The following is a 13,510-nucleotide window of genomic DNA, read 5'->3' on the forward strand; positions in this document are numbered from 1 at the left end:
ATGAGATTATTTTATATGATATATGGTTATTTATATGTCTTCCTTAATAGAAATCTGCTTGGATTTCCTAGAGGTACTATATATAAATAAGCTTAATCCAACGATGACGATCATGCCTCCTAGCCATTGCGTCCACGATATGGTCTCACCGAGAATGACGTAAGCTAGGATGGAGGCCCCTACGGGTTCAAATACGATACTCATTGAAATAGTTGATGTGCTTAACCATTTTAGTGACCAGTTAAATAAAGTATGGCCCAGAAATGTTGGGATGATCGCTAAGGCTAAGAAAATCATCCAATATTGACTTGGATACCCGAAAAATGGATTCTGTAAAATGACATTATAAAAAATTAATGTAATGGTACTGATTCCATAGACAACAAACGTGTAGGTCATTAGAGAAAGGCGCTTTCTTACGGTTTGTCCGAGTAAGAAGTATCCCGTGACCATAATTGCCCCGAGCAGTGCTAATATATCACCTAATAAGGCTAACCCACTAATCTGAAAGTCGCCCCAACTGATGACAACGCTACCTGTAATTGCAATTAGCATACTAAGGATAGCGCCAACTGTAAACCTTTCTTTAAAGAACAGAAAGGTGCCAATAAAAGCAAATATTGGTTGTAATGTCACCAATACGACAGAACTTGCAACAGAGGTATAGTTTAAAGATTCAAACCATAGGATAAAATGAAAAGCAAGGAAGACACCAGCTGCTATAGATAAGATCCAGTCTCGTTTGGTGATGGATTTAAATTCTTTGCGATGCTTGGTTAACACAAAGGGAGCCATAAGAAGTACGGCGAATAGTAAGCGATATTGAGCGATTATAGACGCTGGAGCTGTCGCAGCTAATTTAACAAAGACGGCGGCAGTAGATACGGAGAGGACTCCGATGACGATGGCGAGATAGGGGTTAAATGGTGGTTTGTTCAATTGTATCCCCCTCCATCCAAGTTCGTTAGCGTTTATCTTATTTTACCATTGATCAAAAGGTAAGGATACTTTAAACTTGCATGAATTGCCGGATTGAAAACAGTGTGGTAGAATAGAGTATAAATCAACTCGTACCGAAAGCCCTCTTCCAGCTGTGAGGATGGCTTTTTTTACGTGCTTCTCTTTGGCATAACTAGAGAGAACAAAAAAGGAGTAGAAAAACGAAGTGACAAATTTTTATTCATTAGGTTTATCCAAATCAGTTTTAAAATCCGTTCAAGAGATGGGTTTTGAGGAAGCTACACCAGTCCAAGAGCAGACAATTCCTCTTGCGATGGATGGAAGAGACGTGATCGGACAAGCGCAAACAGGTACTGGTAAGACTGCAGCCTTCGGTATTCCGATGATCGAGAAGATCGACGAGAATATGAAGAAGATTCAAGGTCTAGTTATTGCGCCTACTCGCGAGCTAGCTATGCAGGTAGCGACAGAGTTAAATAAGTACGGACAATATAAAGGTGTAAAAGTACTTCCTGTTTACGGTGGTACCGATATGGGACGTCAGATTCGTTCCCTTAAGCAACAACCTCAAATTGTTGTAGCAACACCAGGTCGCCTATTAGACCACATTCGTCGTAAAACAATTCAGCTATCCAATATTCACACAGCTGTATTAGACGAAGCAGACGAAATGCTTAACATGGGCTTCATTGAAGATATCAAAGATATTCTTAAAGCTGTTCCAATGCAGCGTCAAACATTACTGTTCTCAGCTACAATGCCAAAAGAGATTCATGAAATTGCAACGAGCATGATGAAGAAGCCTGAAACAGTTAAGCTTAAAGCGAAACAAATGACAGTTGAGAAGATCGATCAGTACTTCATCGAAGTAAACGATGGTAAGAAATTCGATACGTTAACACGTCTTCTTGATATTCACACGCCTGACTTAGCGATCGTATTCGCTCGTACGAAGAAGCGTGTTGATGAAGTTACAGAAGGATTAAGTGCTCGCGGTTTCCGTGCTGAAGGAATTCATGGTGACCTGACACAAGGTAAGCGTATGAGCGTTCTGAAGAAATTCAAACGTGGTGGAGTTGAAGTATTAGTAGCAACAGACGTTGCAGCTCGTGGCCTAGATATCTCAGGTGTTACACACGTATACAACTTCGATATCCCTCAAGATCCTGAAAGCTATGTACACCGTATTGGACGTACAGGTCGTGCTGGTAAGGAAGGGTACGCAGTTTCCTTCATCACACCAAGAGAAATGGCTCACCTTAACCTAATTGAGAAGACTACAGGTCGTAAGATTGATCGTCTTCCAATTCCATCAAATGATCAAGCTCTTAAAGGTCAACAGAACATCGCGATTGAGAAACTTGTTCAATCCATTGAATCTGATAACCTTGAGTCTTATGAGAGCACAGCAGCTGAATTACTAGAACAGCATGATTCTGTATCTGTAATTGCAGCAGCGCTTAAAATGCTAACGAAAGAGCGTAAAGACGTACCTGTACAATTAAGCTACCTTGCGCCAGTTAGTACGAAGCAAGCTCACAAAGATAAACAAAAACGTGGCGGTGGCGGTAAACGCTATAACCGTAACGGTGGCGGACCAAAAGGTAAAGGCGGATACAACCGTAATGGCAAATCTGGCGGTGGTTATAACAAATCCCGTTCACAAGGCCAGAACAAAGGCAACCGTAACCGTAAATACCAAAACTCAAACCGCAATAATTCCTAAGATCTCTAAAATCCCCGCTCATTTGAGCGGGGATTTTTTTGCATGTCTGCTTTAGTTAGATAAAGCGTGCCAGACACGCACCAGTGCTGTAAAGGATTGCAGGGTGTCAGACACGCTTCATTTCGCTAAAGGGGTGCAGAGGGGGCTTTGTTTGGTGGTTGGGTATTTTTGTTATAGTATAGTTATGAGAATTTTCATACTGTTTAGGGGAGAGTGTTATTGTGGTGGAGAGAAGGAAGGTTGATGTTGCGATCGAAGAAATTGGTCGTGTGATATATGGGAAACGTGAAGTTGTTGAGTTGTTGTTGATCGGTATGATTGCGCGCGGGCATGTTCTTTTAGAAAGTGTTCCGGGTTCTGGTAAGACTAAGCTTGCTAAGAGCTTCGCTAAAGTAATGGATGGAACATTTAGCCGGATTCAGTTCACGCCAGATGTCCTGCCTTCAGATGTGACGGGTATTCAATTCTTTAACCCTAAAACGCAAGAGTTTGAGTTGCGAAAGGGCCCGGTTATGACGAATGTGTTGTTAGCGGATGAGATTAACAGAGCGACCCCTAAAACTCAGTCCAGTTTACTAGAAGTAATGGAGGAGCACCAAACAACCATTGATGGGGAAACATTCGCGATTCAAAGTCCTTTTATTGTCATTGCAACCCAGAATCCAGTTGAAAGCAACCACGGAACGTTTCCATTGCCAGAGGCTCAGCTTGATCGATTCTTATTTAAAGTGGATATGGGGTATCCGAGTGAAGAAGAAGAGAGAGACATCATGAGAGCCTATTTGACTGAAGAGCCGCTCGATACACTCGAATCGGCTTTAACACCTGAAGATTTAGTCACTATGCAAGAAGAAGTGAAGGAAGTACATATTGCAGATGTGGTGAATGACTACTTGCTTCGTTTGATTCGTAGTTCCAGAGATCACGTGGATATTGAATTAGGCATTAGTACAAGAGGAGCGCTCGCTTTAATGAGGGCAAGTCAAGCACGGGCTTACCTCCGTGGTCGGTCGTATGTGAGTCCTGAAGATGTGAAGAGTTTAGTTCCATATGTGTTCGAACACCGACTCATCTTATCGATGCAAGCCTCTATTCAAAAGACACCAGCAGATGTAGTGAAAGACCTCTTGAACGCTATTGAGGTGCCGGTTGAATCAGGAGCACGTACATAATGCAGTGGAGGAAAGAACTCGGATCAAGTTTAACGCAAAGTTATGATAAAGTGCTCGCCGTTAGCCTTATCCTCCTGTTTACGAGTTTGGTATTGAACCGCTCAGCAGCTTTTATCATGATTGGAGCGGTTGTGGCTTTCGTTTCATTTAGTTTAATTTATGACCGTCTGATCGGAAAAGGGTTAACGTTTCATAATGAAAAGCACGCTTATAAGATGTTTCCTGGTGATCGGATAGAAGTACCTCTGTCATTCGAAAACCGATCACGCTTGCCGATTATAAATGGACGCTTTCAGTTTAAAGTAGGGCCTGAAGTGCACGGGGAGAAGTACGTTGTAAGTCAGGGGAATGATTGGACTAGATACGAAGTGCCTCTTACCGTTGTTGAGAGAGGTAAAACAGAATGGTATGTCCCATTTGAGGCCAAGCGCCGGGGGGTAACGATACTAAGAGATATTCATTATAGCTTTCCGCATCTCTTAAACTTTCACGAAATCTTCCTGTACTATTTACCCTTTCACCGGCTTGAGTTCATTGTTTATCCGGAACCTTTGCCTGTTTACGGGATGGAGGAGCGTAATCATATGACGCTTGGATCTCAACAAGCGCGGTTATCTCCATTTGAAGATCCGGTTAGCCCAATGGGGACAAGGGATTATACAACTTCGGACCCTTTTCATCGCATTCATTGGAAGGCATCAGCGAGGAAACAAACGTTGCAGACGAAAGTCCTTGAGAAGAATTGGGACCATACGTGGAGTATCGTCATTAATTTAACGGATCCTTCACCAGGTGGGCACTTGAATGTGGCCTCTAATGTTGAAGCGCTTCTTTCTTACGCTGCTTATATGTGTCAGTTGGCCACGAAGAAAGGGTATCCTTTTGAACTTTATATAAATGCTCGAAAAATAGGAACGCCGCCTTTTTATTACTTACCTGAGGGGGATGGAAAGGAACACTTGCAAAAAGCGCTAGAATTCATTGCGCGTATTAAAGCCAGAGAGCTCGTGATACCGTTCTCTGTTGTTCTTCACCGGTTTGATCACCAACTATATAAGCCGAAAACCATCTTTTTAATAGGCAGTCAAACTGAAGAAGTGAAGCGATATGCGCATAAGTGGAGTAGGCAAAAATTTCGGGTGTATGCGGTTCAGGATCAGGGAGACTTTGCAACGCTTCAGGATCCGCTAGAGAAGGAGGGTGTCTATGGCCAATCGTAGAACCTCTGTTGCGAAAACCTATTTATGGATGGGCGAAGCGATGGTATTTTACCTATTGTTAGGGCCCGTTTATTTTCTGTTTTACCCTAGTGAACCACTGCCGTTTTGGAGCTTCTTGCTCGTAGTTGTGGTGTCTAAACTACTGTTATCTGTTGGAATGAAGATCACCACGAGTTCAATCATCATTATTTTCTACGTCCCGCTGACTGCACTTGTAGCATCCTACTTCAGTCCATTTGATCTTATCCTTTCCATTCTGTTAAGTAGTTACTTGGCATGGCGTTTTATCGTTCATGAACGGGACCCTGAGCTTGGCAATGAACAAGCTTTACTCATGGCGTCGCTCATCTTCCTTATTTTAAACGTTCTCTTCTTCAATCAGACGTCTGTTTATTTTATGGCAGCCCTCCAATTAGTGGTTCTTGTTTTCGGGTATCTATTGAGTCATGTCTTGAGTGTTGATGCTCAAGCTAATAAGACTTCGGTATATAGCCGAACCACGACAGTAATGGGGCTGTTTGTAGGAGTAACGTTTGGAATATTTCTCATCTATGATCTTTTCCGAGCCGCATTCACCGGTGGGGGTGCTCTCATTGCGCAAGGTTTAGCTGTGATCGTAAGGGGTATTCTCTTCTTGTTTAGCTGGACTGGTATAGGCGACGAATGGAACGTAAGGGTCAATGAAATCGAACCCGCGGATATGGGGCTAGAGGAAAATGAAATAGGGGAAGAGCAACCTGCTCCTGGCGTCGCTCCGGACCTATCAGATTTGTTGTATTGGGGAGCGCTATTAATTATTGCGGTAATCGGAATTGTTGTGGCTAAACGATTGAGGAATAAAAGGATTGAGCCTGACGAGGATGCCTTTAAAGAGGAGCATGCTGTTAGTTATTCAAATCTGTCGACAGAAAGAAAATCTTCTTGGTCTTCCTCTATTAAACGCTTATTCCGAAGTGCCCCAAATGATGAAGCCAGGAAGCTATTCTATAACTTTGAAGCCTTCGCTACCAAAACTGGAAACGGACGAGCTCCATCTGAAACGATTGAGGAATGGTTTGATCGGCTTGGCGTTCAAGGCGCTGATGCTGATCTTTATCAGAAAGTCCGTTATGGAGACAGGCCACTTACAGAAAAAGAATTAGAGGTTTTTAAAGGAACGATTGACTCTTTAAGGACCAACATTTCGAAAAATAAATAAAAGCACTTGTAACCCTTCGTAACTAAAAAAGGCTCAGAGCCAAATAAGCTCTGAGCCTTTTTAAATAGGGTGAACTTTTAGAAGAATCGTCCGAACAAACCTGCGATAATGAGGATAACAAGCAACCCCCAAATGAATTTAGGCAGAAATCTTCGCCAAGGAATGCGTCTTTTATTCCACCGATTTGGGTCGAATCCAATATCAGAGTCTGATCCTCTTCGTTTAGAACGAGAAAAGCTCATCGTAAACCTCTGAGCCCCAGCAGTTACAATCGGTCCGAGGGCTAACCCCCCAATCAAACCGAAGATGTGCCCGTAAATGTTAATGTTCGGGCGAATGAATGTCATCACGAGTCCAATTACCGTAATGGTTAAAACAATCTGAGCATTGGCTTGGTCGATGAGGTGCTTTTTGGCATAAATCATATAAAGGTAGACGCCAAAGAGTCCAAATATGGCTCCTGATGCTCCGACATGTAGATAGTAGTCGGGGCCAAGTAAAAAGGTACCCACATTTCCGGCAAAGCCAGCCCCAAGGTAGGCTAACAAGAACTTCCCTTTCCCGAGCATCTGTTCAAGGGCAGGACCGAATAACACGAGAGAGAATGAATTGAATATCATGTGCGCTAGTCCGGCATGGAAGAAGATCGGTGTAATAAGTCTCCAATATTCCCCGTCGGCCGTGGCTAAATTATTTCCGTTACCTAAACGCTCTAATTGAACGAAATAGGAGATTTGTAGAAGATCTCCGGTCAGCCAGAGGAAGATGTGAATACCGATTAAGGTAGCGACGATTGGATAGAAGCGAATGAAGTCTTGAAAGGATTCTGTTCGAAAAAACATAATCAGTTCTCCTTACTTTAAAATAAGTTGATATCAGCTTATTTCATTATACAATGAAACCAGTACATTCATGTTACAAACTGCATGAACAAATCCTAAAGGGTTATTATGAATACATATAAGAAAGTGGTGGTATGGATGATTAAAGGAATTGGTGTTGATTTAGTAGAGATCGGACGAATAGAACAAAGTCTTGAGTCCAATCAACGCTTTCTACAACGAATATTAACAGAAAAAGAACAAGAGTTGCTAAAAAATATAACCGCATCGAAAAGACAAGCTGAATTTGTAGCAGGGCGATTTGCAGCTAAGGAAGCTTTTGCTAAAGCAATGGGAACAGGGATTGGAAAGGAGTACTCTTTTTTAGATATATCGGTTCTACGAACGGATCAAGGTGCTCCTGAAATAGATGTGAAGAACTTTCCTTTCAAGATTTGGCTATCCATTGCACATAGCAAAAGCCATGCCATTGCTCAGGTTGTCATAGAAGAATAAAAAAGCTTGTCAGGCTAGTCTGCATAATCGCATACTTTGTCTCATATGATTTTAGTGCGGGTAGGAGGGAACGATTTGCACATTGTCACCGCAAAAGAAATGTACGATACGGACCGTTACGCTATGGAAGAATTGGGGCTTGAAGGTCACATTCTAATGGAGAATGCTGGCCGAGCTGTAGCTACAGAGGTTGAAAAGCAAGTGTCTTCAAAGGATCAGATCCTCATTCTCGTTGGGAGAGGCAATAACGGGGGAGATGGCTTCGTTATTGCTCGTACACTGCTTCAAAGAGGCTACAGTGTAGAGGTGTTGCAGATTCCGAATGATGAAGACATCGAGGGGGATGCGTTATCCCATCGGAAGATTTATGAAGCATTTGGGTATGGCTATCATGCGTTTGAAGATCTGAATTCATTGAGAACCTTTAGTGCTGGGAAAGACGTCATCATCGATGCCTTACTTGGAATCGGCGTAAAGGGACCCCTTCGTCCCCCGTATGACGAGATCGTTCCGTATGTGAATGGGCTGGATGCAAAAGTGATTTCAGTTGACCTTCCGAGCGGGATTCCAGCAGATGAAGGAATATCATTTGAAGAAGCGATTCAATCTGATTATACGATGGTTATTCAGTACCCGAAGATCTCAGCTTTTTTACAACACACGGCTCCTTTTTATGGGGAGTGGAAAGCTGTTGAGATCGGTCTTCCTGATCACCTTCTGCGAAGTCAGCCTGAATCATGTAGTGTATGGACAAAAGAGGATGTAGTAGCAAGTTTACCAGTACGAGAGCCTTTTGCTCATAAGGGCTCACATGGAAGAGGCCTCGTAATCGGTGGGGCTCTTCAAATGCCTGGGTCTGTTACCATGACTTCAAGAGCAGCACTTCGAGCGGGAGCGGGGCTTCTGACAGTAGCGACTGTAAAAGATGTTATTTCTATCCTTGCATCGTCTGTAACGGAAGCTACATTTATTGCACTGGAAGAACAAGCTGGGAAAATCAACTCTGTAGATGGAATTGAATTTGCCTACGACGGAATCGCCATTGGGATGGGGATGGGACGGCATCAAGAAGGGGAGAAGCTTTTAGAAGAAGTGCTCAAACAGGCAGATTCACCTGTCCTCATCGACGCAGATGGATTGTATGCCTTAAAAGCTTATTTGCCTTATCTAACAACCCGTTCGTACCCAACTATTCTCACTCCTCACCCGGGAGAGATGGCTCATTTACTAGGTGTTGAGGTTCCTGAGTTACTACAGAAGCCTTTTCAGTATTCCAGGCAGTTTGCATCTCGTTATGGCGTTTTCATTGTATTGAAAGGGGCTTTCACCCTTGTGACCACTCCAGAAGGAAATCAGTGGATCCATACAACAGGAAATGTTGGATTAGCAAAAGGTGGGAGCGGGGATGTTCTTGCTGGCATGCTGCTCGCAATGGTGATGCAACCGCAATCGATCGAAGAGGCGCTGAACAACGGAGTCTTTCTACATGGATCAACTGCTGACCTATTAACAGAAGACACCCATTCAACGTATGATCTGTTAGCTACGGATCTTATTGACGGTCTTTCAAAAACGTATCGTACCCATCTTTTTGAGTAAGGTGAGTGCGTTCCCTTTGTCCATTCAAATGAGACAAAGGAGTTGTAATTATGAAGAAAAGATATTGGCTCTGGATCGTCGCCTCACTTATGCTCGTGCTATCAGCTTGTGGGGAGAAGTCAAAAGAAGACGTTGTCCAGTCCTTACAGAAGAAGTTAGAAGAAATGAGTGGCTATAAAACAGAAGCGACGATGACATTGAAGACAGGCGAAGAAGAGCAAAAGTATAAAATTGATGTATCGCATAAGAAAAAGGACTATTACCGTGTATTGCTAAATAACGAACAAGATGAGAAAAACAGTCAAATCATATTGAAGAATGAAGACGGCGTGTACGTATTAACGCCTGCGCTAAATAAGAGCTTCAAGTTCCAAAGTGATTGGCCAAACAATAGCAGCCAGCCTTACCTGTATAACTCACTTGTAGCTGATGTAGTAAAAGATCAGGATGCTAGCTTTGAGACAACAGAAACGTATTATGTATTTGAAACGAAGACAAACTATCAAAATAGTAAAAATCTACCTTTCCAAGAAATCTATTTTGATAAGAAGAGTTTAACGCCTGTGATGGTGAAAGTGCTAGACAAAGATCGTAAACCACTCGTAGAAGTTGAATTCTCTTCCTTCGAATTGAATCCAAAGTTCAGTGATGATGCTTTCACGACGGAGAAGAACATGTCAAGCGGAGCTCTTGGAATCCCAGTAATGGCTGATGGAGTAGAAAACGAGCCAACCCCATTTACGGTTCTATATCCAGAAGCGAGCGTTGGAAATGCAGAGCTTGACCAGCAAAAAGAAGTTGAAACAGAAAATGGCAAACGAGTAATCCTGAGCTTTAAAGGAGATAAATCGTATACCCTGATTCAAGAATCATGGACCTCTTATCCAGCTAGTGCGACTGTCCCTGTTGAAGTTTCTGGTGAAATTGTAGACTTAGGATTCACCATGGGGGCACTTTCTGGATCAACACTAGAGTGGAGCCACGAAGGGATGAACTTCTACCTCGCTAGTGAAGATTTAACGAAAGAAGAAATGATTCAGGTTGCTCAATCCGTTCAAGGAAAAGTAGTGAAATAATGTCCCTATATCCACCAGCAGACTCAGATGCTCCATTATATGAGTCTGCTTTTGGTTTGTAAGGAGGTAGCGCCACAGGTCCTACTCCGATTTGACACGCGTAATGGAACATTCAATAATAAAGACTAAACACAAATGCGAGAGGGGCTTTCTTCGTGGCGCAGTATTATAGAGACTCTTGGATAGAGGTTCAGCTTGATGCCATTCAAGGCAATATCCAGAATTTAAAACAACAGTTGCCGAAAAAGACCGAAGTATATGCGGTTGTAAAAGCAAATGCATATGGACATGGGGATGTACAAGTAGCCAAAGCCGCTTTGGAAGGTGGCGCTAGTGGTTTGGCGGTTGCTTTATTAGATGAAGCGGTTCGATTAAGAGAGGTTGGTATCTCAGCCCCTATTCTAGTAATGGGGTGGACTAGGCCCGAAGATGTCACAGTCGCGGCTCGCTATGACATAACGCTTACAGTCTTCCAAGCAGACTGGCTACGTGAAATAAAAGCGATGAACATGGATCAAGTTGTATCTTTTCATATTAAGCTCGATACAGGGATGGGACGTATTGGCATTCGGGATACTCAAGAGTTAGAGGAAGTCCTACAGGAAAGTAAGGGAGATAACCTCTCATTAAAAGGTGTATTTACACACTTTGCAACAGCAGATGAAGAGGAAACGAGTTATGTAGAAGAGCAACAGCGCCGTTTCGACGCGTTAATGGAAACATTTACATCTCTTTGGGATGAGCCTATTGAAGTTCATACCGGTAATAGTGCGTTAAGTATGCGATTCCCAGAAAAGATGAATCACATCGTCCGATTCGGCATAAGTATGTATGGGTTATACCCCTCCAAAGAAGTGAAAGCCATAAGGCCAATTGAGCTGTCCTCATCTTTTTCTCTTCATAGCAAGCTTGTGCACACCAAAAAAGTGCCTGCGGGCGAGTCAATTAGTTACGGAGCAACCTATACCACACCTGAGGAGGAGTGGATCGGAACAATACCTATTGGGTATGCTGACGGCTGGATTCGAAAGCTCCAAGGTATAGAAGTGCTTATAAATGGGAAGCGTATGCCTATTATAGGTCGTATTTGCATGGATCAATGCATGGTGAAGCTAGATCAAGCTTATCCAGTGGGGACTCAGGTGACGCTAATCGGGAAGCAAGGGGAAGAAGAAATTGAGGTTGATGAAATAGCTGACTACCTAGACACAATTAATTATGAAGTTCCATGTATGATGAGTGAGCGTGTTCCAAGAGTCTTTTTGAAAGATAAAGAAATAATTGGTGTTTATAATGGGATAACGTTTTCAAATGAGAAAAGGTATGGACCTCTGTAAAGTCGACGCAGATGTGTGAAATTTGACAGAAAAAAGCGTAAATTAGGTAAAAATCGTCAATGAGCCTTTGCAATGCTTACGATCTGGTGGTATGATTGAGAAAGAAATGAACCGATTAAGGTGCTTAGTTGATGGTGGAGGTGCATTTTAGTGTCCGATAGTTCACAAGAAATTGTAGTGAAATTACCACAGCATTTATTAAAAGAGCTAGATGGTATGGTACAACTCGAAAATGGTGATCGGAGCGATTTTATTTACCAGGCAACGAAAATGTATTTGCGGGAGCGTAAAAAACGTCATATTCGTGAGTCGATGCGTCAGGGCTACATGGAAATGGCAAAGATCAATCTAAACATTGCTTCAGAAGCTTTTCAAGCTGAAGAGGAGGCAGAAACTACCTGCGAACGCTTAGTGAGCGGGGTGTAAAGATTTGATCGTAAAAAGAGGCGACGTTTACTTCGCTGACCTTTCCCCGGTCGTTGGCTCAGAACAAGGAGGCGTCCGCCTAGTCCTCATTCTTCAAAATGATATTGGTAATCGCTTCAGCCCCACTGTTATTGTGGCGGCTATTACTGCGCAAATACAAAAAGCAAAATTACCCACACATGTAGAAATTGATGCTGAACGATATGGATTTGAGCGGGATTCAGTCATATTGTTAGAGCAGATCCGAACAATTGATAAGCAAAGGCTTACAGACAAAATAACCCATTTAGATGAAGCTATGATGAGCAGGGTTGATGAAGCATTACAAATCAGTTTAGGGCTCATTGACTTTTAAAAATAAGCTACTCGAAATCGAGTAGCTTATTTTATTATCTGTAAAAAATCTTATTGAGGATAGAGCGTTCAGAGTAGCCCTATTCAACTGTTGGTGTTACAGTAATATGGATAAACGCTTTTTGAAAATAATGATGAACGACCAAGTATAGTTGTTTGCATAGCTTATACAAAAGTGTGACAATGGATGTAATTATGACTTAAATGGAACAGGAATCATAGGGGGTCCCGAGATGGAAGCGAATTTGAAGGAAATAGTACTTAACAATAGTAATGACATTGTTAAAATGTGGCTTGAAGAGGTAGAGAAGCATCGGAAACACGACTACACTTCCTCAATCTCAGATGAGTTGTTTGAGAGTACGAATCGAGAGTTTGTAAACGTTATCTTTACAAGCCTTGAGAAACAAGGGGCCACAAACGATATTGAAGGATTTGCAGAGCGGCTCATTAATCTAGGATGGCCGTTAAGTTATTTAACTGATGGAATGCAGGCCTTTAGGCGTGTAACCATTAACTATATTTTAGGACAATCCACTAAAGTTGATACACAGTACTTCTCTGAGGTATTGGGCAAAGTGGATGAGTGGGTCGACCCCGTTATTAACCAACTCGTTAACGAATACTCTGGTAGTTGGGAAAACATTGTCTCCCTACAAAAAGTTGCTCTTCAAGAATTATCAGCTCCGCTAATCCCCGTTATGGAAAACATCACAGTCATGCCTCTAATCGGGACGATTGATACAGAACGAGCTAAGTTAATTATGGAAAACTTATTAGACGGTGTCATTAAACACCATGCGGACGTCGTTTTGATTGATATTACGGGTGTTCCTGTTGTAGATACAATGGTTGCCCATCATATAATACAAGCGGCGGAAGCTGTTCGTTTAATTGGATCTACTTGTATATTAGTAGGAATTCGACCTGAGATTGCTCAAACGATTGTGAATCTGGGGATCGACCTGAGCAAGTTCCCGACAAAGAGCTCACTGAAAAAAGGGTTTGAATCAGCATTAGAGTTAACGAATAGACGAATTGAAGATATCCAAAGCAAGAACAATGAAATTGAAGAGTTAGTAGACTCTTTGGATAGGGAGTGATG

General features: G+C 42.4%; 13 protein-coding genes. 11 read left to right on the top strand and 2 right to left on the bottom strand.

Translation table 11 applies throughout. The annotated features are described in order from the left end of the window. Positions 1-30: 30 nt before the first annotated feature. Complete coding sequence (locus ACYX4O_RS01340; protein ID WP_476353932.1) at positions 31-939, bottom strand: DMT family transporter; 909 nt, start codon at positions 937-939, stop codon at positions 31-33. Between the two features lie 226 nt (positions 940-1,165). On the opposite strand from ACYX4O_RS01340, the gene cshA reads away from it, so the two are divergent. The 4 genes from cshA to ACYX4O_RS01360 all read left to right on the top strand — a co-directional run bounded on the left by cshA (position 1,166) and on the right by ACYX4O_RS01360 (position 6,276). Continuing rightward, positions 1,166-2,686, top strand: coding sequence for a degradosome RNA helicase CshA (cshA, locus tag ACYX4O_RS01345; RefSeq protein ID WP_036786637.1), 1,521 nt, complete (start codon positions 1,166-1,168; stop codon positions 2,684-2,686). Positions 2,687-2,907: 221 nt separating this feature from the next. Continuing rightward, positions 2,908-3,858: an AAA family ATPase gene (locus ACYX4O_RS01350; protein WP_476353934.1), complete on the top strand. Its 951-nt coding sequence runs from the start codon at positions 2,908-2,910 to the stop codon at positions 3,856-3,858. Continuing rightward, the gene (locus tag ACYX4O_RS01355; protein ID WP_476353936.1) at positions 3,858-5,078 is read left to right on the top strand and encodes a DUF58 domain-containing protein; all 1,221 of its coding nucleotides are present in this window, start codon (positions 3,858-3,860) and stop codon (positions 5,076-5,078) included. Before ACYX4O_RS01350 ends, ACYX4O_RS01355 begins: the two co-directional genes overlap by 1 nt. Then, positions 5,065-6,276 (top strand): DUF4129 domain-containing protein, encoded by a 1,212-nt coding sequence (locus ACYX4O_RS01360; protein WP_476353938.1) that lies wholly within the window; start codon positions 5,065-5,067, stop codon positions 6,274-6,276. The genes ACYX4O_RS01355 and ACYX4O_RS01360 overlap by 14 nt, the downstream gene beginning before the upstream one ends. 77 nt (positions 6,277-6,353) lie before the next feature. Here the strand turns inward: ACYX4O_RS01360 and ACYX4O_RS01365 are convergent, their stop codons facing one another. After that, complete coding sequence (locus tag ACYX4O_RS01365) at positions 6,354-7,118, bottom strand: rhomboid family intramembrane serine protease (protein ID WP_476353940.1); 765 nt, start codon at positions 7,116-7,118, stop codon at positions 6,354-6,356. Positions 7,119-7,256: 138 nt separating this feature from the next. Between ACYX4O_RS01365 and acpS the strand changes: the two genes are divergently transcribed. From acpS to ACYX4O_RS01400, 7 genes are all read left to right on the top strand, one after another. Beyond that, positions 7,257-7,613: a holo-ACP synthase gene (gene acpS / locus ACYX4O_RS01370; protein WP_476353942.1), complete on the top strand. Its 357-nt coding sequence runs from the start codon at positions 7,257-7,259 to the stop codon at positions 7,611-7,613. Between the two features lie 75 nt (positions 7,614-7,688). Continuing rightward, the gene (locus tag ACYX4O_RS01375; RefSeq protein WP_476353944.1) at positions 7,689-9,212 is read left to right on the top strand and encodes an NAD(P)H-hydrate dehydratase; all 1,524 of its coding nucleotides are present in this window, start codon (positions 7,689-7,691) and stop codon (positions 9,210-9,212) included. Between the two features lie 50 nt (positions 9,213-9,262). Next, positions 9,263-10,288 (top strand): LolA family protein, encoded by a 1,026-nt coding sequence (locus tag ACYX4O_RS01380; protein ID WP_476353945.1) that lies wholly within the window; start codon positions 9,263-9,265, stop codon positions 10,286-10,288. A gap of 155 nt (positions 10,289-10,443) precedes the next feature. Next, entirely contained in the window at positions 10,444-11,625 is a 1,182-nt protein-coding gene (gene alr, locus ACYX4O_RS01385; RefSeq protein WP_476353947.1) for an alanine racemase, read from the top strand. A gap of 216 nt (positions 11,626-11,841) precedes the next feature. Beyond that, positions 11,842-12,051: an antitoxin gene (locus ACYX4O_RS01390; protein ID WP_255688859.1), complete on the top strand. Its 210-nt coding sequence runs from the start codon at positions 11,842-11,844 to the stop codon at positions 12,049-12,051. Positions 12,052-12,055: 4 nt separating this feature from the next. Further along, complete coding sequence (locus ACYX4O_RS01395) at positions 12,056-12,406, top strand: type II toxin-antitoxin system PemK/MazF family toxin (protein WP_476353949.1); 351 nt, start codon at positions 12,056-12,058, stop codon at positions 12,404-12,406. 232 nt (positions 12,407-12,638) lie between these two features. Continuing rightward, a complete protein-coding gene (locus ACYX4O_RS01400; RefSeq protein WP_188655954.1) occupies positions 12,639-13,508 on the top strand; it encodes an RsbT co-antagonist protein RsbRA in 870 nt (289 codons plus the stop codon). The last annotated feature ends 2 nt before the right edge of the window (positions 13,509-13,510 follow it).

The organism is Pontibacillus sp. ABV4_188, assembly GCF_056311905.1.

Excerpts from the sequence above, each read along its gene's own strand:
- ACYX4O_RS01355 (WP_476353936.1), top strand. The coding sequence starts at position 3,858 with ATGCAGTGGAGGAAAGAACTCGGATCAAGTTTAACGCAAAGTTATGAT.
- ACYX4O_RS01360 (WP_476353938.1), top strand. The coding sequence starts at position 5,065 with ATGGCCAATCGTAGAACCTCTGTTGCGAAAACCTATTTATGGATGGGC.
- ACYX4O_RS01365 (WP_476353940.1), bottom strand. The coding sequence starts at position 7,118 with ATGTTTTTTCGAACAGAATCCTTTCAAGACTTCATTCGCTTCTATCCA.
- acpS (WP_476353942.1), top strand. The coding sequence starts at position 7,257 with ATGATTAAAGGAATTGGTGTTGATTTAGTAGAGATCGGACGAATAGAA.
- ACYX4O_RS01380 (WP_476353945.1), top strand. The coding sequence starts at position 9,263 with ATGAAGAAAAGATATTGGCTCTGGATCGTCGCCTCACTTATGCTCGTG.
- ACYX4O_RS01390 (WP_255688859.1), top strand. The coding sequence starts at position 11,842 with ATGGTACAACTCGAAAATGGTGATCGGAGCGATTTTATTTACCAGGCA.
- ACYX4O_RS01400 (WP_188655954.1), top strand. The coding sequence starts at position 12,639 with ATGGAAGCGAATTTGAAGGAAATAGTACTTAACAATAGTAATGACATT.